Genomic DNA, 17,284 nt, shown 5'->3' on the forward strand with positions numbered 1-17,284 from the left:
CGAAGCAAAAGAAGGCGGGTTCACGGCGAGAGCAAGGAATTCCGCAGAAGACGGCCGCGGAACGGGCGGCAATTGCCCGTGATCGACGGTGTGGCGAGCGGCTTGCAATGGGCTTCGCCACGGAGGCGTTGGCGACAGGGGAGGTGGACATGACAAAGTGGCTGAAGAGCGCCGGTACGCTGGCGATGATGAGCGCGGTGCTGTGGACGACCGCGGCGACGGCGGAGGCGCCGAAGCGCGGCGGCGAGCTGGTGATGCTGTCGAGCCAGGTGCCGCGGCACTTCAATCCGGCCGTGCAGTCGGGGGTCGCGACGATGATCCCGGGTGCGCAGATCTTCGCGATGCTGGTCCGCGCCGACGCGGACTGGAAGATCCATCCGTATCTCGCCGAGAGCTGGACCGTTTCCGACGACGGCCTGACCTACACCTTCAAGCTCCGCGCGAACGCCCGCTTCCACGACGGGCAGCCGATCACCGCCGAGGACGTGAAGTTCTCGATCGAGACGCAGAAGGCGAACCATCCCTTCAAGACGTCGCTGGGCGCGGTGAGCGCGGTCGAGACGCCCGACGCGCAGACGGCCGTGGTGAAGCTCAGCCAGCCGCACCCTGCCCTGCTGCTGGCGATGTCGACGTCAATCGTGCCGATCATCCCGAAGCACGTCTACGGCGACGGCCAGGACGTGAAGACCCATCCGCGCAACGTCGAGAACGTCGTCGGATCCGGCCCCTTCAAGCTCGCCGAATATCGCCAGGGCGAGTACATCGTGCTGGAGCGCAACAACGACTTCTTCCTCGACGGGCGCCCCTACCTCGACAAGATCGTCGTCCGCATCATCAAGGACGCGACCAGCCGCATCATCGCCATGGAGAACGGCGACGGCGGGATCTATCCGCTGCTCAGCAGCTCCCGCGACATCCAGCGGCTGCAGGACGACAAGGATCTCGTTGTCACCGACGAAGGCTATGCCGCGGTTGGCCCCATCAACTGGCTCGCCTTCAACACCAAGAAGGCGCCGCTCGACGACCCGAAGGTGCGGCAGGCGATCGCCTATGCCGTCGACCGAAACTTCATCATCAAGGCGCTGCACCGCGGCGTCTCGAAGGCGGCGCCCGGCCCGATCGCGCCCGAATCGCCCTTCTTCCATCCCGAGATCGCGCCCTACGACCTGAACCTGGACAAGGCGAACAGCCTGCTCGACGAGGCCGGCAAGAAGCGCGGCGCCGACGGCGTGCGGTTCAGCCTGGGCGTCGACTATCTGCCGAACAGCGACGAGCAGCAGAAGGCGCTGGCCGAGTATCTGAAGCCGCAGCTGAAGAAGATCGGAATCGACGTCCAGGTCCGCAGTTCGCCGGACTTCCCGACCTGGGCGAAGCGGGTGTCGAGCTACGACTTCGACATGACGATGGATTCGGTCTTCAACTGGGGCGACCCGGTCATCGGCGTGCACCGGACGTATCTGTGCAGCAACATCGTCCAGGGTGTCATCTGGTCGAACACCCAGCAGTACTGCAGTCCGAAGGTCGACGAGCTCCTGAACGCGGCGGGCAAGGAGCCCGACGAGGCCACGCGCAAGGATCTCTACGTCCAGTTCCAGAAGATCGTCGCCGAAGACCTGCCGATCTACTGGATCAACGTGCTGCCCTACCACACGGCCTACAGCAAGAACCTCGGCAATCCGCCGCTGACCGTCTGGGGCATGATGTCGCCGCTGGACGAGACCTACTGGAAACAGCAGTAGCCGCGAGCCGGCCCCCGTCCGCCGGCACGGCGCACGGGGGCCTCGCCAGACGGAGGATCCGAACGGCATGCAGTTCCTGACGCTGATCGGCCGGCGCATCGCCTGGGGCCTCGGCCTGCTGGTCGCAGTGCTGGTGCTGAACTTCACGCTGATCCACATCGCGCCCGGCGATCCGGCCGACGTGATCGCCGGGGAGATGGGCGGCGCCACCCAGGAGAGCCTCGCGCAGATCCGTGCCGCCTACGGCCTGGACCGGCCCTTCCTCGAGCAGCTCGGCGTCTACGTGGCCCGGGTGGCGCAGGGCGACCTGGGCTATTCCTTCTACTTCAACCGGCCCGTCACCGACCTGATCCTGGAGCGGCTCTGGCCGACAATCCTGCTGGTGGTGACGTCGCTGCTGTTCGCGGTGTTCCTCGGCACCTTCCTCGGCGTCTATGCGGCGAAGCGGCCGTCCGGCATCGTCAGCCACCTCGTCACCGTCCTCGCCCTCGTCGGCTACGCGCTGCCGGTCTTCTGGACCGGCATCATGCTGCTGATCCTGTTCGCGAGCTGGATCCCGCTCTTCCCGGTGTCCGGCATGTACGACATCTCCGGCCCGCGCGAAGGCCTGACCTACGTGCTGGACGTGCTGCACCACCTCGTGCTGCCGGTGGTGACCCTCTCGACGATCTATCTGGCGATCTACAGCCGGCTGGCGCGCGCCAGCATGCTCGACGTGCTGGGGGCCGACTATATCCGCACCGCGCGCGCCAAGGGCCTGCGCCAGGGCAAGGTGATCTACAAGCACGCGCTGCGGAACGCCGTCTTGCCGGTGGTGACCTATGCCGGCCTGCAGTTCAGCCATCTCCTCTCCGGCGCGGTGCTGGTCGAGACCGTGTTCAGCTGGCCCGGCCTCGGCACCCTCGCCTTCGACTCGCTGCTGCGGCGCGATTCGCCGACGCTCCTCGGCATCCTCTTCTTCTCGGCGCTGATCGTGATCGTGGTGAACCTGCTGACCGATCTGTCCTACCGGCTGATCGATCCGCGCATCCGTTCGGGAGCGCGGGCATGAGCGACGCCGACAGCCTCGCCGTCCCCGCGCGGCCCGTCCCCGCGCCGCCCGACGCCGAGCCGGTGATCGTCCGCGCGGAATCGCCGCTGCGCGAGGCGGCCCGCATGTTCCTGCGCAACCGCTCGGCCGTCGTCGGGCTGGTCCTGCTCACGGCGGTGGTGGCGACCAGCATCCTCGGCCCCTGGCTCTACCCGGTCGACCCGTTCGAGATGGTCTGGTCGCCGCTGGCGCCGCCGGGCGAGGAAGGCTTCCTGCTCGGGACCGACTATCTCGGCCGCGACCTCGTCGCCGGAATCATCCAGGGCAGCCGCGCCACGCTGGCCGTCGGCGGCGCCGCGGCGGCGATCACCATCTGCATCGGCGTTCTGGTCGGCGCGCTGGCCGGCTTCTACCGCGGCTGGGTGGAAGAGGTGCTGATGCGCATCACCGAGTTCTTCCAGGTGCTGCCGCCGCTGCTGCTGGCGATGGTTCTGGTCATGCTGTTCACGCCCTCGCTGGTGACGATCGCCATCGCCATCGGCGTGGTCTCGTGGACCGGCACCGCCCGCCTCGCCCGCGCCGAGTTCCTGCGCATCCGCGAACTGGAATATGTGAAGGGCGCGCGGGTCGCCGGCTCGCGCAACCGGCGGATCATCTGGCAGGTGATCCTGCCGAACGCCGCCCCGCCCCTCGTCGTCAGCGCCGCCCTGTCGGTGGGCGTGGCGATCCTGTTCGAGGCCGGCCTCAGCTTCCTCGGCCTGACCGATCCCAACGTCATGAGCTGGGGCTACATCATCGGCGCGAACCGGCCCTACATCCTCGACGCCTGGTGGGCGGTGACGTGGCCGGGCCTCGCGATCTTCCTGACGGTCCTGGCGGTCAGCCTCGTCGGCGACGGCCTCAACGACGCCTTCAACCCGAGGCTGCGCCAGCGATGAACCCGTCCGAACCGCTCCTCTCGGTCGACCGGCTGCGCGTCGAGTTCGCCACGCGCAACGGCGTCGCGCGCGTCATCGACGACGTCAGCTTCGACCTGCGCGCCGGCGAGACGCTCGGCATCGTCGGCGAATCCGGCTGCGGCAAGAGCATGACCGCCCTTGCGATCATGGGCCTCGTCCCCGACCCGCCGGGCCGCGTCGCCGGTGGCGCCATCCGCCTGCTGGGCGAGGACCTCACCCGCGCCGACGAGCGCCGGATGAGCCGGATCCGCGGCAAGGAGATCTCGATGATCTTCCAGGAGCCGATGAGTTCGCTCAATCCGGTCTACACGGTCGGCGACCAGATCGGCGAGACGGTGCGCCTGCACGAGGGCCTGGGCAAGCGGGCGGCCCGCGAGCGCGCCATCGACATGCTGAAGGCCGTCGGCATTCCGGCGCCGCAGCGGCGGGTCGACGAGTATCCGCACCAGATGTCCGGCGGCATGCGCCAGCGCGTGATGATCGCCATGGCGCTCGCCTGCCGGCCGAAGGTGCTGATCGCCGACGAGCCGACGACCGCCCTCGACGTGACCGTGCAGGCGCAGATCTTCGACCTGCTGCGCGACCTGAAGGAGCAGACCGGCACGGCGATCATCCTGATCACCCACGACATGGGCGCCATCGCCGAACTCGCCGAGCGCGTCGTCGTCATGTATGCGGGCCGCAAGGTCGAGGACGCGCCGGTCGACGAGATGCTCGGCAATCCGAGCCACCCCTACACGCGCGGCCTGATCGCCTGCGTGCCGCATCTCGAACCCGATCCGCCCCTGGAGCGGCAGCCGCTGACCGAGATCCCCGGCGTCGTGCCCTCGCTCGCCGAACTCGGCAGGGGCGGCTGCCCCTTCGTGCCGCGCTGCGGTTTCGCGCACGACCGCTGCCGGTCGGAGATGCCGCCGCCGTTCGACGTGCGCGGCCAGCATCACGCGTCCTGCTGGCTGCTCGACCCGAGGGCGGCGGCATGACCGACGCACTGCTCCGGGTCAGCGACCTGAAGGTCCACTTTCCGCTGCGCCGACGCCACCCGTTCGCCCGGCCGTCGAAGGTGCACGCGGTCGACGGGATCGACTTCGCCATCCGGCGCGGCACCACCTTCGGGCTGGTCGGCGAGAGCGGCTCCGGCAAGACCACCACCGCGCTGGCGGTGATGCGCCTCATCGAGGCGACGTCGGGCAGCATCGACCTTCAGGGCACCGACCTGCTGGCGCTGAAGGGCGAGGCCCTGCGGCTGCGGCGCCGGCACATGCAGATCATCTTCCAGGACCCCTACTCGTCGCTGAACCCGCGCGTGCGGGCGGGCGCCATCGTGCGCGAACCGCTCGACCAGCTCGACGTCGGCCCCGCCGACGGCCGCGAGGAGCGTGTCGCCGAGCTGTTCCGCCATGTCGGCCTGCGGCCGGAGCAGCGCGCCCTCTTCCCGCACCAGTTCTCCGGAGGCCAGCGCCAGCGCATCGGCATCGCCCGGGCGCTCGCGACCCAGCCGGAACTGATCGTCTGCGACGAGCCGGTCTCCGCCCTCGACGTCGCGATCCAGGCGCAGATCCTGAACCTGCTGCGGCGGCTGCAATCGGAGTTCGGCCTGACCTACCTGTTCATCAGCCACGACCTCGGCGTCGTCCAGCACATGTGCGACGAGATCGCCGTGATGTATCTCGGCCAGATCGTCGAGCAGGCCGACCGGCTGTCGCTCTTCCGCACGCCGCTGCACCCCTACACCTGGGCGCTGCTGTCCGCCGTGCCGTCCGCCCGGCGCGGCGCCGGGCGGAACGTGCGCGTGGCGCTGACCGGCGACCCGCCCAGCCCGATCGACCCGCAGCCCGGCTGCCGCTTCGCCTCGCGCTGTCCCTTCGCCGAGGCCCGCTGCCGGACGGACACGCCCGTCCTGCGCACCGTCGGCGCCGGACACCGCGTCGCCTGCCATCTCGTCGACGAACAGGGTGTCGCGCCGCACATGCGCGCCGCAGCCTGATCCCCAACCCTCCGCCACAGCGAAAGGTACCGCCCATGAACGTCATCGCGAATTCGCCCCAGGCACGCGACATCGCCTCCCTGGTCCACCAGCAGTCGAACCTGAAGGCCTATCGCGAGCAGGGCGGCGTGCTCATGGCGAAGGGCGACGGCGTCTATGTCACGGATTCCGACGGCAAGCGCTATCTGGAGGCGATGGCCGGCCTGTGGTGCGCGTCGCTGGGCTTCTCGGAAAAGCGTCTGGCCGAGGCCGCCTACAAGCAGATGCTCGACCTGCCCTACTACCATACGTTCTTCGACAAGGGTCACCTGCCCAGCGTCGACCTCGCCGAGAAGCTGCTCTCGGTGGCGCCGGCGGGCATGTCGAAGGTGCTGTTCCAGTGCTCCGGGTCGGAGGCGAACGACGCCGCGATCAAGCTGATCTGGTACTATCACAACGCCATCGGCAAGCCGGAGAAGAAGAAGATCATCGGCCGCGAGCGCGGCTATCACGGCAACACCGTCGCGTCGGTCAGCGTCTCCGGTCAGCCGCACATGGTCGCCGACTTCGACCTGCCGCTGCCGATGTTCAAGCACACGAACAACCCGAACTACTACCGCTTCCATGAGGACGGCGAGACCGAGGAGCAGTTCGCCCAGCGCATGGCGGACGACCTGGAGAAGCTGATCCTGGCCGAGGGGCCGGAGACGGTGGCCGCCTTCTTCGCCGAGCCCGTCCAGGGCGGCGGCGGCGCGATCACCCCGCCCGACACCTACTTCGACAGGATCCAGCCGATCCTGAAGAAGTACGACATCCTCTTCGTCGCCGACGAGGTGATCTGCGGCTTCGGCCGGACGGGCAACATGTGGGGCACCCAGACCTACGGGCTGCAGCCCGACATGATCTCCTGCGCCAAGCAGCTCTCGGCCTCCTACCAGCCGATCTCGGCGCTGATGATCTCCCAGAAGATCTACGACGCGCTGATCGACCAGAGCGGCAAGCTCGGCTCCTTCGGGCACGGCTTCACCTATGGCGGTCACCCGGTGGCCTGCGCCGTCGCCCTGGAGACGCTGAAGATCTACGAGGAGCGCGACATCATCTCCCACGTCCGCCGGGTGAGCCCGGTGATGCTGAAGGGGCTCGACGCCTGCGAGGACCATCCGCTGGTCGGCGACGCCCGCGGCGTCGGCCTGATCGCCGGCGTCGAACTGATGCAGGACAAGGCGAGCCGCACGCCCTTCCCCGCCGGCCTGAAGGTCGGAACGCTGGTCCAGGACAAGTGCCTGGAGCACGGCCTGATCGTGCGCGCCATCGGCGACCGCATCGCCTTCACGCCGCCGCTGATCATCACCGAGGAACAGGTCGGCGAGATGCTGACCGCCTTCCGCGCCGGCCTCGACGCCGCCTGGAAGGAACTCGACGCCACCGGCATCGCCGCGCAGTAGGCACCTGTCGATACAAGCTGGGGGAGCGCCGCGATGGCCGCCGACATCAGGGTCCTGAAGGCCCGCAAGATCATCACGATGAACAGCTACCGCCCGGTCGCGACCCACGTCGCGATCCGGGAGGGCCGGATCCTGGGCGTCGGCTCGCTGGAGGACGTCGCCGGCTGGGGTCCCTACGACCTCGACGAGACCTTCGCCGACAAGGTGCTCATGCCGGGCTTCGTCGAGGGCCATTCCCACGCCTCGGAGGGGCGGTTCTGGGAGTACACCTATGTCGGCTTCCAGGGCCGCCGCGACCCCGACGGCCGGCAGTGGCCGGGGGTCGAGGGTATCGAGCCCGTCGTGGCGCGCCTGCAGGCCGAGGAGGCGAAGCTGACGGACCCCGCCGCGCCGCTGTTCGCCTGGGGGTTCGATCCGATCTATTTCGGCGGCCGGCGGATGGAGGCGGCAGATCTCGACCGGGTGTCGTCGACACGGCCGGTCGTGGTCCTCCACTCCAACGGCCACCTGATGAACGTGAACTCGGTCGTGCTCGACCGCGCCGGCATCGACGCCCGCACCAACATCGAGGGCGTGGCGAAGGGCGCCGACGGCAAGCCGACCGGGGAACTGGCCGAGATGGCCGCCCGCTTCATGGCGTTCCGCGTCACCGGCAACCCGTTCGGCACCGGCATGACCAGCGCCGTGCTGCGCCGGTTCGGCCAGTCGGCGTGCTTCGTCGGCGTGACGACGGCGACCGACCTGCACGCGCTGCTCGACGACGCGACCGTCGAGACCTACCGCGTCGCCACCGGCGATCCGGCCTTCCCGATGCGGCTCGTCCCGGCCTTCGCCGCGATCTCCGCCCCTGCGGCCGAGGGCATCGCCAAGGTGAAGCGCCTGCAGCGCACGAGCACCGACAAGCTGCGCTACGGCCTGGTGAAGGTGATGAGCGACGGCTCGATCCAGGGCTTCAGCGGCCGGCTGAAATGGCCCGGCTACTATAACGGCCATGCCAACGGCGTCTGGAACGCGCCGCCGTCGCAGCTCATGGAACTGGTGCAGGCCTATCACGAGGCCGGCCTGCACATTCACATCCACACCAACGGCGACGAAGCGTCCGAGCTGATGATCGACGCCATCGAACTGGCGCTGCAGAAGGTGCCGCGGGCCGACCATCGCCATACGTTGCAGCATTGCCAGATGGCGGACGAGGCGCAGTTCCGCCGCATGGCGAAGCTCGGCATCTGCGTGAACCTGTTCGCCAACCACCTCTATTACTGGGGCGATCAGCATGCGGCGATCACCATGGGCCCCGACCGCGCGGCGCGCCTGGACGCCACCGGCACGGCGCATCGCCTCGGCGTCAACTACGCCATCCATTCCGACGCGCCGGTCACCCCCCTCGCCCCGCTCTTCACCGCGTGGTGCGCCGTGAACCGGCGGACGATGAGCGGCAGGGTCCTCGGCCCGGACGAGTGCCTGACCGTCGACCAGGCGCTGCGCGCGATTACGATCGGCGCCGCCTATACGCTGAAGATGGACCACCTCGTCGGCAGCATCGAGAGCGGCAAGTTCGCCGACTTCGCCGTGCTGGAGGACGATCCGCTGTCGGTGCCGCCCGACGCGCTCAAGGACGTGCCGGTCTGGGGCACCGTGCTGTCCGGCGTGCCGTTCCAGGCGCCCCCCACCGTGAGCTGACCGGTGCCGATTCCGTTCACCGTCATCGGCGGCTTCCTGGGCGCCGGCAAGACGACGCTCCTGAACCGTGTGCTGCGCGAGGCGCGCGACGAGCGCGTCGCGGTGCTGGTGAACGATTTCGGCGCGATCAACGTCGATGCCGATCTGGTGGTGGAGCACGGCGGCGAGACCATCGCGCTCGCCAACGGCTGCATCTGCTGCTCGATCGGCGACAGCCTGATGGACGCGCTGATCCGCATCCTGTCGGCGCCGCAGCCCGTCGACCGGATCCTCGTCGAGGCGAGCGGCGTGTCCGATCCGGCGCGCATCGCCGACATGGCGCGCATCGACCGCGCCCTCACCCTCGACGGCGTCGTCGTGCTGGCCGACGCGGCGGAAGTGCGGGCGCACGCCGCGGACCGCTTCGTCGGCGATGCCGTGCGCGGACAGATCGCCGTCGCCGACATCGTGCTGCTCAACAAGGCCGACCTCGCCGGCCCGGCGACACTCGCACAGACCGAGGCGTGGCTGGCCGAGGTGGCCCCCGATGTCCCGCGCGTGCGCACGACGATGGCCGAGGTCCCGCTCGACCTGATCCTCGGCGGCGCGGCGCACGGCTCCTCCGCGCCGCGCGCACCGGGTTTCGTCGATCACGAGGCGCGCTTCGCCCGTGCGGCGCTGCGCCTCCCGGTCCTGACCGACCGCGCCGGCTTCGAGGCGGCGCTTCGCGGGCTGCCCGCCTCGGTGCTCCGCGCCAAGGGCGTCGTGCACTTCGCCGAGGATCCCGCTGACGCCTTCCTCCTCCAGAAGACGGGCCGCAGCTGTACCCTGGCCTCCCTTGGTCGCCGTCCGCCCGACGGCGACGGCCTGGTCTTCATCGGGACGCCGGAGATGCCGTCCGCGGCCCTGCTGGCCGATGCGCTCGGCGGCGAACCGCTGGCGGACTGAACGGCTGCGCGTTGCCGGTTGCCGAACCCGGCAAGGGCGGCGAGACTTTCGTTCGGAACGTCTCGACGCTTCGAGGGAGGAAACCATGGCCACCGCCCAGTTCCAGCCTGACGGCGCGATCCCGATCATCGACATCGGAAACTATCTGGCGGGGAAGCCCGGCGCACTCGACCAAGCCGCGGCCGAACTGCGTTTCGCGCTGGAGAATGTCGGCTTCTACATCATCCGCGGCCACGGCGTGCCGCAGGAGCAGATCGACGGCGCCTTCGCGGCCGCGGCGGCGTTCCACGCACAGCCGATCGAGGCCAAGATGGCCCTGAAGATCAACGAGCACAATGTCGGCTACCTGCCGATGCGCGGCAACACGCTGCGCACCTCGGAGATCCAGAAGGACACGAAGCCGAACGCCAACGAGGCCTTCTTCGCCAAGCGCGACCTGCCGGCGGACCATCCCGACGTGATCGCCAACAAGCGCTTCCGCCCGATGAATCCCTGGCCGCAGAACGTGCCGGGCTTCCGCGAGGCCGTGGTCGCCTACAGCACCAGCCTGGAACGGCTGGCGCTGTCCCTGCTGCCGATCTACGCCCGCGCGCTCGAGTTGGCAGCGGACCATTTCGATGCGGCGTTCAGCGACCCGCAATACACGCTGCGCCTGACGCACTATCCCGAGCAGCCGGTCCGTGCCGAGGACGAGTTCGGCCTGGCGCCGCACGTCGACACCAGCTTCATGACGCTGCTGGCGCAGAACGACGTGCCGGGCCTCTCGATCCGCTCGCGCGACGGCGACTGGATCGACGCGCCGTCGATCCCCGGCACCTTCATCGTCAACGGCGGCGAGATGCTGCGGCGCTGGACCAACGACCGCTTCCTGGCCACGCCGCACCGGGTGATCAACAGATCCGGCCGCGAGCGCTACGCCGTCCCCTTCTTCTTCGACTGCAACATCGACCAGCCGATCAAGCCGGTCCCGACCTGCACCTCGCCGGACAACCCGCCGAAGTTCCCCGAGACGACCTACATGGAATACATGATCTGGTACCAGAACCGGAACTACGACGCCGTGACCGGGAAGACCGGCGGCGCGTAGGCGAGCAAGCATGCGGACGCCCACCCCGCAATGTCATCCCCGGACGCAGCGAAGCGGAGATCCGGGGATCCAGGCTCAGCGCTGAGGCTGTCCCCCGGATCCCCGGCTCGACGGGGCCGCGCCCCTCGCCCGCGGACGACGCGCAGGAATGCCCCGCCTACTCCGCCGCGGGCTTCGTCTCCTCGACCGGCCGGTAGATCTGGCTGCCGCCCTCGCGGAAGGCCTCGGCCATCTGCTCCATGCCCGAGTTGGCATAGTCGCGGATCTCCTGCGAGATCTGCATCGAGCAGAATTTCGGCCCGCACATCGAGCAGAAGTGCGCCACCTTGTGCGCGTCCTTCGGCAGCGTCTCGTCGTGGAAGGACTGGGCCGTGTCGGGATCGAGCGACAGGTTGAACTGGTCCTGCCAGCGGAACGAGAAGCGCGCCCGCGACAGCGCGTCGTCGCGGAGTTGCGCCCCCGGATGGCCCTTGGCCAGGTCGGCCGCGTGTGCGGCGATCCGGTAGGTGATGACGCCGGTCTTCACGTCGTCGCGGTCCGGAAGGCCCAGATGCTCCTTCGGCGTGACGTAGCAGAGCATGGCGCAGCCGTACCAGCCGATCATCGCCGCACCGATGCCGCTGGTGATGTGGTCGTAGCCGGGGGCGATGTCGGTCGTGAGGGGGCCGAGCGTGTAGAACGGCGCCTCGCCGCACTCCTCCAGCTGCTTCTCCATGTTGATCTTGATCTTGTGCATCGGCACGTGGCCGGGGCCCTCGATCATGACCTGGACGTCCTTCTCCCAGGCGACCTTGGTCAGTTCGCCCAGCGTCTCCAACTCGGCGAACTGTGCCGCGTCGTTGGCGTCGGCAATGGCACCGGGCCGCAGGCCGTCGCCCAGCGAGAAGCTGACGTCGTAGGCCCGCATGATGTCGCAGATCTCGTCGAAATGCTCGTAGAGGAAGCTCTCCTTGTGGTGTGCCAGGCACCACTTCGCCATGATCGAGCCGCCGCGGCTGACGATGCCGGTGACGCGGCTGGCGGTCAGGTGGATGTAGCGCAGCCGCACGCCGGCATGGACGGTGAAATAGTCGACGCCCTGCTCGGCCTGCTCGATCAGCGTGTCGCGATAGACCTCCCAGGTCAGGTCCTCGGCGACGCCGCCGACCTTCTCCAGCGCCTGGTAGATCGGCACGGTGCCGATCGGGATCGGCGCGTTGCGGATGATCCATTCGCGGATGTTGTGGATGTTGCGGCCGGTCGACAGGTCCATGACCGTGTCGCCGCCCCAGCGGATCGACCAGACCATCTTCTCGACCTCCTCGGCCACCGACGAGGTGACGGCCGAGTTGCCGATGTTGGCGTTCACCTTCACCAGGAAGTTCCGGCCGATGATCATCGGCTCCAGTTCCGGGTGGTTGATGTTGGCCGGGATGATGGCGCGGCCGCGGGCGATCTCGTCGCGCACGAACTCGGGCGTCACATAGTCGGGAATGCTGGCGCCGAAATCCTCGCCGTCGCGGACCGCCGCCTCCTTCAGGCGCTTGCGGCCCTCGTTCTCGCGGGTCGCGACATAGATCATCTCCGGCGTGACGATGCCGGCGCGGGCATAGGCCAGCTGGCTGACCGAACGGCCGCCGATCGCGCGGCGCGGCTGCGGGACGTTCGGAAACTCGGCGACGAGGCGTTCGCCGGTGGCGTAGCCGTTGTCCTCGGGCTTCACCGAGCGGCCGGTGTAGAGTTCGGTGTCGCCGCGTGCGGCGACCCACGCCTCGCGCAGGCGCGGCAGGCCCTTGTAGATGTCGATGGCGGCGTCGGGATCGGTGAACGGCCCGGACGTGTCGTAGACCATGACGGGCGGCTCGTTGGCCGTCGGCGACAGGGCGATCTCGCGCAGCGGGACGCGGATGTCGGGGTGCCCCTCGGCGGGTACGAAAATCTTGCGCGAGCCGGATATCGGCCCGGTCGTCACCGTGAAGCGTGGCGTCTTGGCTAGGTGGTTCATTGCTAGACCTCCGGTCGAAAAAGGACGCAGAGATCCGGCGCTGGTCGGTTGGGTTGGCATTTAGGCTGACCGCGGCCCGATCGGCCGCGTCGTTCCCGTTCCCTCCGCCGGCATGACCCGGATCAGGTACAAAGGGTCACCGCGTTGCAGGGAGCAGGTCGTTCGCTCCGATGCCGGCGGTATCTCAGCCCCCTAACGGGACCCCCCTCGGACGAGAGGCAGGGTGCGTCAGCCCGCCGCAGAGGTCAAGCCCAACGGACGCAGCCGCCCTTGGCGGGCGCGGCGCGATGCCCAACTATGGGGCGTCGCAACGAGGATGCCGCGATGGACTTCAGCGAAGACCAGATCCAGCGCTATTCGCGCCATATCCTGCTGCCCGAGGTCGGCGGCGCGGGCCAGGCGAAGCTGATGGGCGCGCGCGTCCTGATCGTCGGCGCCGGCGGCCTGGGCGCGCCGATGCTGCTCTATCTCGCCGCGGCTGGCGTCGGCACGATCGGCGTCATCGACGACGACACGGTCGACCTCTCCAACCTGCAACGGCAGGTGATCCACACCACCGGCAGTGTCGGACGGCCGAAGGTCGACAGCGCCATCGAGGCGGTGGCATCCCTCAACCCGGAGGTGCGGATCGAGGCGCACCGCGGGCGGCTCAATGCCGGCAACGTCATGGACATTCTCGCCGGCTACGACCTGGTCGCCGACGGCACAGACAATTTCGCGACCCGCTTCCTGCTGAACGACGCCTGCTACCTCGCCGGCAAGACGCTGGTGTCGGCGGCATTGCTGCGCTTCGACGGCCAGCTCTCGACGTTCAAGGCGCATCTGGGCGACCCGCATCCCTGCTATCGCTGCATCTTCCGCGAGCCGCCGCCGGCGGGCATGGTGCCCTCCTGCTCCGAGGCCGGCGTGTTCGGCGCCGTCGCCGGCGCCGTCGGCACGCTCCAGGCGACCGAGGTGCTGAAGGAACTGCTGGGCATCGGCGATTCGCTGTCGGGGTCGCTGCTCATGTACGACGCGCTGTCGACGACCTTCCGCAAGGTGAAGGTGAAGCGCGACGCCGAGTGCCCGCTGTGCGGCACGCATCCCGCCATCCACGACCTGTCCGCACACGCGCCCGGCAACGCGGCCCCAGCCGACGCGGGCGTCGCCTGATGGCGACGACGCCGCCGGACAAGCTGTCGGTGATCGTCCAGTCGGGCGATTTCGACCGGGTCCACTATGCGCTGATGACCGTCGCCGCCGCGGTCGCGGTGAACATGCCCGCCACCGTGTTCTTCACCATGGGCGCCTGCCGCGCCCTGGCGAAGCCGCAGGACGGCCGGCCCGGCTGGGCCGCGATGCGCACCGCCGGCGGCGAGGAGGCGGCGGCATGGGACGCGGCGCTGGAAGCCCGCAAACTGGCGACCTTCGAGGAGCTGCTGGAAGCCTGCGTCGCCCTCGGCGCCCGCATCATGGTCTGCGAGACCGGCCTCGCCGCCATGGACATGGAATCAAGCGACCTGCGCGACGACGTACCGGCCGAGATCACCGGCCTCGTCAGCTTCCTGAAGGACTCGTCGGCGACGGGAACGACACTCTTCGTCTGATCCGCCGGCACCGAACCGAGCGCGGATACGCGCCCGCATGGATCGGCTGCGACAAAGCGGGCACTATCGCCGTGCGACAGCTCGGAGGAGGTCGGCATGAGCAGATCCGGTCGCGCCGCGCGCAGCGGTGTGCGGGTGCTGGCAATGACGATGGCGACAACCGTGGCGATGGTCCTGTTCGGCGGGATCGCCACCGCCGACCCTGACCGTACGTTCACCCTTCTCGATCAGGCTGGCGTCTTTTGGAACGACGATCTTGAGCGATGGTTCGAAGAAGTCGTCGCAGAGAGCACCAAAGGCGCGGTCTCGTTGCGTGTCCTCGACGAACGCACGGTTCCCGGGGAAGCGGTCGTATCGGGGACGCGGAGCGGTCGCTACCCGCTGGCGACGGTCTTCGCCCGGACCAGCGGTCTTCCGCTGGTCGATATCGCCGCCCTTCCCGGCGTTCTCGACAGTGTCGGGGCCTACGGGAAGGCCTTCGACAGCGGCCTGGAGCAGGCGTTCCGGGACGTGCTGGATTCCCGCGGCCTCGTCTTTCTGGCCACCGGTGCCTATTCGGGCCTGGTGCTCGTGACCACGCAGAGTCTGGACAGCCTGGGGGCGCTCGCAGGACGCAGGATCGGTTCGCGAATGCCCGACCTCTCCAGCGCACTCACGGCGATCGGGGCCGTGCCCGTACCGATTACCCACTCCCCTTCCGCTACCAGCGCGGCCATGAACAGCGGTGATCTCGACGCAGCGCTTATCAATCCATGGACCGTTGCAGCTCTATCCAAAGAGGTCTTCACCGATGCTTCAGTCTATGAATGGCCCTTCGGCAAGCTGCGGCCGTGGCTGGCATTCGCCGACGAACGCGCCTGGGCCGGCCTGGAGAGCGACGCCCGGAACGGTCTCGCGACGGCCTTTGAGCAATTGCAGGGCCGATTAATCGAGGAAGCCCACGCAAACGAGGTCGGTGCGCTCGAGGCGCTGCGCGAGCGTGGAATCGCGTGGCGCGGGTTCTCGCGGCAGGGCCTGAAAGCCGCGCAGACCACGGGCCAGCCGTTCAAGGCGACTTGGCAGGACTGGGTCGACCGAGCGGTCGCCGGTGGCGTGGCGAAAGACCGTGCCGAGGACCTTCTGCGCCGGATGCGCGAGATCGGCGTCGCCTATTCCGGGCCGAGCTGTCCCGATAACCAGACCGACTGCAGCGGCGAATGCCGGATCCAATGCTGACGTGCCGTCACGGCCACAGATAGCGAAGCCGCACGAGACGGAGAAGGCCATGTTCCCGTCCGACCCCTGGAAGGCCGTCGTCTTCCTTCTGCTCATCCTGCCGGGCTTCGTGGCGCTCGGACTGATCCAACTCTGGAGCGACCTGCGATTCGATGAGTTCTTGTACACCATGCTCGCCCTCTCGCTGTCGCTTCTGATCTTCGTCGTCTCGCTCGGACTGCTCGGCCTGTTGCTGTTGTTCTTGCCTCGACGGGAGCGGCGAACGTCGCCCGCGGACATGCCATGGCGGGCGGCGTTCGACCGTCGGCGGAGCGGATCTGCCGATCCGGACCTGTCCTCGCTACCTATCGTCTCGGATGCGGGCCGGTTCTGGTACCTGTTCACGCCGATCGTCCTCGTCGCCACGGTCGGCGCCGCGGTTTCGGGCTGGCTCCTCTACCGCAACGAGGTGCTGATGGCGGCACCGCAATATGTCTTCCGGTCGCTCGGGATGAACTACGGCCTGGAGGCGATGGCGACGCCGTCGGAGCTGCTGTTCCGCTACTACCGCAACGCTTCGACCGCCAAGGGATTCGTCGCAGATGCGCGCCCGGCGCATCTGCGCGGCGACAGGATGTGGGTGAGGGTCTTCCTGCGCGACCAGCTGGTCTACGAGGGCTTTCCGCGCTACGTCGCCACGCGGCAGCGCTCGCCGGAATTCTTCCTCAGCCCTGTATGCCGCGTGCGGGACGGCGGGACGACAGTCACGCCGGTCGATGGGCCGGGCCTCGTCCTGTTCGCCGACCAGGTCGGCCACGTGGAACTGCTCGACGAGCGCACGAGCCGCTGCTGCCAAGCCTTCTTCTCCGCGCCGCCCTATAGTTGCGGGGCGACCGATACCGGCCGGCCGGCCGCCACGACCTCCGGCGTCAGGCCTGCCGGATACTGACCTCGAGCGCCAGCGGGCTCGACAGGATGGCGTCCATCACCATCTTGCGCGACGCGTCGACCTGCTCCGCCGCAATGCCCGCCGCGGCATCGCCGTCGCCGCGGATCAGCGCGTCGACCAGCGTCTTGTGCTCGTGCTGCATCTCCTCGGTACGATTGCGCAGGGCGAGGCCCAGGTGCAGCAGCCGCTCCATCTCGTCGAGCAGGCCCGCCAGGGTCGTGGTCAGCCGCGCGTTGCCCGACGCCTCGGCGATGGTGACGTGGAAGTCGCGGTTGGCGCGCAGGAAGTCCGCCTCGCTTTCGCGGTCGCCGGGCACGTAGCCGGCGCGGCAGACGGCGTCGAGCTGGCGCAGCCGGTCGCCCTGGACACGGCCGGCGGCGAGCCGCGCCGCCTCGGGTTCCAGCAGCATGCGGAACTGGAAGATGTCCTGCACGTCGCGCAGCGTCACCGGCGCCACCAGATAGCCGCGGCGCGGCAGCGCCCGGATCAGGCCCTCCTGCGACAGGCGCATCAGCGCCGCGCGCACCGGCGCCTTGCCCAGGCCCAGCCGCACCCCGAGCCGCGCCTCCGTCACCTCCTCGCCCGGCGCCAGGGCGCAGCGGATGATGTCGTGCTTGATCCGCTCATAGGCGATGTCGCTCAGGCGCTGCTGAACGGGCGGCGCGGAAACGGCCGTCAGGGGCGAAACGGCATCCATGGCGAGGCTCGTGGTCCGGTTGTTCTGCTGGGCAGCCTGCGCCA

15 protein-coding genes and 1 riboswitch are annotated in these 17,284 nt (G+C 68.8%); of the genes, 13 read left to right on the forward strand and 2 right to left on the reverse strand.

Annotated elements, in window-relative coordinates; genetic code table 11:
* The first annotated feature begins 149 nt into the window (after positions 1 to 149).
* The 9 genes from ABIE65_RS15235 to ABIE65_RS15275 all read left to right on the forward strand — a co-directional run bounded on the left by ABIE65_RS15235 (position 150) and on the right by ABIE65_RS15275 (position 10,830).
* Entirely contained in the window at positions 150 to 1,739 is a 1,590-nt protein-coding gene (locus ABIE65_RS15235) for an ABC transporter substrate-binding protein (protein ID WP_354078773.1), read from the forward strand.
* Positions 1,740 to 1,806: 67 nt separating this feature from the next.
* Entirely contained in the window at positions 1,807 to 2,790 is a 984-nt protein-coding gene (locus ABIE65_RS15240; RefSeq protein WP_354078774.1) for an ABC transporter permease, read from the forward strand.
* Positions 2,787 to 3,707 carry an ABC transporter permease gene (locus tag ABIE65_RS15245; RefSeq protein ID WP_354078776.1) on the forward strand — a complete coding sequence of 307 codons (921 nt, stop codon included), beginning with the start codon at positions 2,787 to 2,789 and terminating at the stop codon, positions 3,705 to 3,707. Before ABIE65_RS15240 ends, ABIE65_RS15245 begins: the two co-directional genes overlap by 4 nt.
* Positions 3,704 to 4,708, forward strand: coding sequence for an ABC transporter ATP-binding protein (locus ABIE65_RS15250; protein WP_354078777.1), 1,005 nt, complete (start codon positions 3,704 to 3,706; stop codon positions 4,706 to 4,708). The genes ABIE65_RS15245 and ABIE65_RS15250 overlap by 4 nt, the downstream gene beginning before the upstream one ends.
* Positions 4,705 to 5,712 (forward strand): ABC transporter ATP-binding protein, encoded by a 1,008-nt coding sequence (locus ABIE65_RS15255; RefSeq protein ID WP_354078778.1) that lies wholly within the window; start codon positions 4,705 to 4,707, stop codon positions 5,710 to 5,712. The genes ABIE65_RS15250 and ABIE65_RS15255 overlap by 4 nt, the downstream gene beginning before the upstream one ends.
* Positions 5,713 to 5,747: 35 nt before the next feature.
* Complete coding sequence (locus ABIE65_RS15260; RefSeq protein WP_354078779.1) at positions 5,748 to 7,136, forward strand: aspartate aminotransferase family protein; 1,389 nt, start codon at positions 5,748 to 5,750, stop codon at positions 7,134 to 7,136.
* A 33-nt stretch (positions 7,137 to 7,169) separates the two neighbouring features.
* Positions 7,170 to 8,816, forward strand: a complete 1,647-nt coding sequence (locus ABIE65_RS15265) for an amidohydrolase (protein WP_354078780.1) — start codon at positions 7,170 to 7,172, stop codon at positions 8,814 to 8,816.
* A 3-nt stretch (positions 8,817 to 8,819) separates the two neighbouring features.
* Positions 8,820 to 9,743 (forward strand): CobW family GTP-binding protein, encoded by a 924-nt coding sequence (locus ABIE65_RS15270; RefSeq protein ID WP_354078781.1) that lies wholly within the window; start codon positions 8,820 to 8,822, stop codon positions 9,741 to 9,743.
* A gap of 85 nt (positions 9,744 to 9,828) precedes the next feature.
* Complete coding sequence (locus ABIE65_RS15275; protein WP_354078783.1) at positions 9,829 to 10,830, forward strand: isopenicillin N synthase family dioxygenase; 1,002 nt, start codon at positions 9,829 to 9,831, stop codon at positions 10,828 to 10,830.
* A gap of 157 nt (positions 10,831 to 10,987) precedes the next feature.
* Here ABIE65_RS15275 and thiC read toward each other — a convergent pair whose 3' ends face one another.
* Positions 10,988 to 12,814, reverse strand: coding sequence for a phosphomethylpyrimidine synthase ThiC (gene thiC / locus ABIE65_RS15280; RefSeq protein ID WP_354078785.1), 1,827 nt, complete (start codon positions 12,812 to 12,814; stop codon positions 10,988 to 10,990).
* A gap of 81 nt (positions 12,815 to 12,895) precedes the next feature.
* A riboswitch (TPP riboswitch) is annotated at positions 12,896 to 13,032 on the reverse strand.
* A 106-nt stretch (positions 13,033 to 13,138) separates the two neighbouring features.
* Here thiC and ABIE65_RS15285 point away from each other — a divergent pair.
* The 4 genes from ABIE65_RS15285 to ABIE65_RS15300 all read left to right on the forward strand — a co-directional run bounded on the left by ABIE65_RS15285 (position 13,139) and on the right by ABIE65_RS15300 (position 16,543).
* Complete coding sequence (locus ABIE65_RS15285) at positions 13,139 to 13,966, forward strand: HesA/MoeB/ThiF family protein (protein WP_354078787.1); 828 nt, start codon at positions 13,139 to 13,141, stop codon at positions 13,964 to 13,966.
* Positions 13,966 to 14,400 (forward strand): hypothetical protein, encoded by a 435-nt coding sequence (locus ABIE65_RS15290; protein WP_354078789.1) that lies wholly within the window; start codon positions 13,966 to 13,968, stop codon positions 14,398 to 14,400. Before ABIE65_RS15285 ends, ABIE65_RS15290 begins: the two co-directional genes overlap by 1 nt.
* Before the next feature lie 96 nt (positions 14,401 to 14,496).
* Positions 14,497 to 15,615 (forward strand): TRAP transporter substrate-binding protein, encoded by a 1,119-nt coding sequence (locus tag ABIE65_RS15295; protein WP_354078791.1) that lies wholly within the window; start codon positions 14,497 to 14,499, stop codon positions 15,613 to 15,615.
* Between the two features lie 49 nt (positions 15,616 to 15,664).
* Entirely contained in the window at positions 15,665 to 16,543 is an 879-nt protein-coding gene (locus tag ABIE65_RS15300; RefSeq protein ID WP_354078793.1) for a hypothetical protein, read from the forward strand.
* Here the strand turns inward: ABIE65_RS15300 and ABIE65_RS15305 are convergent.
* Entirely contained in the window at positions 16,524 to 17,240 is a 717-nt protein-coding gene (locus ABIE65_RS15305; RefSeq protein ID WP_354078795.1) for a GntR family transcriptional regulator, read from the reverse strand. The genes ABIE65_RS15300 and ABIE65_RS15305 overlap by 20 nt on opposite strands.
* Positions 17,241 to 17,284 lie beyond the last annotated feature (44 nt).

The organism is Constrictibacter sp. MBR-5 (assembly GCF_040549485.1).
Taxonomy (GTDB): domain Bacteria; phylum Pseudomonadota; class Alphaproteobacteria; order JAJUGE01; family JAJUGE01; genus Constrictibacter.

Coding starts and splice junctions, on each gene's coding strand:
- ABIE65_RS15300 (WP_354078793.1), top strand. CDS start 15,665: ATGTTCCCGTCCGACCCCTGGAAGGCCGTCGTCTTCCTTCTGCTCATC.
- ABIE65_RS15260 (WP_354078779.1), top strand. CDS start 5,748: ATGAACGTCATCGCGAATTCGCCCCAGGCACGCGACATCGCCTCCCTG.
- thiC (WP_354078785.1), bottom strand. CDS start 12,814: ATGAACCACCTAGCCAAGACGCCACGCTTCACGGTGACGACCGGGCCG.
- ABIE65_RS15235 (WP_354078773.1), top strand. CDS start 150: ATGACAAAGTGGCTGAAGAGCGCCGGTACGCTGGCGATGATGAGCGCG.
- ABIE65_RS15250 (WP_354078777.1), top strand. CDS start 3,704: ATGAACCCGTCCGAACCGCTCCTCTCGGTCGACCGGCTGCGCGTCGAG.
- ABIE65_RS15265 (WP_354078780.1), top strand. CDS start 7,170: ATGGCCGCCGACATCAGGGTCCTGAAGGCCCGCAAGATCATCACGATG.
- ABIE65_RS15255 (WP_354078778.1), top strand. CDS start 4,705: ATGACCGACGCACTGCTCCGGGTCAGCGACCTGAAGGTCCACTTTCCG.
- ABIE65_RS15240 (WP_354078774.1), top strand. CDS start 1,807: ATGCAGTTCCTGACGCTGATCGGCCGGCGCATCGCCTGGGGCCTCGGC.
- ABIE65_RS15285 (WP_354078787.1), top strand. CDS start 13,139: ATGGACTTCAGCGAAGACCAGATCCAGCGCTATTCGCGCCATATCCTG.
- ABIE65_RS15295 (WP_354078791.1), top strand. CDS start 14,497: ATGAGCAGATCCGGTCGCGCCGCGCGCAGCGGTGTGCGGGTGCTGGCA.
- ABIE65_RS15290 (WP_354078789.1), top strand. CDS start 13,966: ATGGCGACGACGCCGCCGGACAAGCTGTCGGTGATCGTCCAGTCGGGC.
- ABIE65_RS15245 (WP_354078776.1), top strand. CDS start 2,787: ATGAGCGACGCCGACAGCCTCGCCGTCCCCGCGCGGCCCGTCCCCGCG.
- ABIE65_RS15305 (WP_354078795.1), bottom strand. CDS start 17,240: ATGGATGCCGTTTCGCCCCTGACGGCCGTTTCCGCGCCGCCCGTTCAG.
- ABIE65_RS15275 (WP_354078783.1), top strand. CDS start 9,829: ATGGCCACCGCCCAGTTCCAGCCTGACGGCGCGATCCCGATCATCGAC.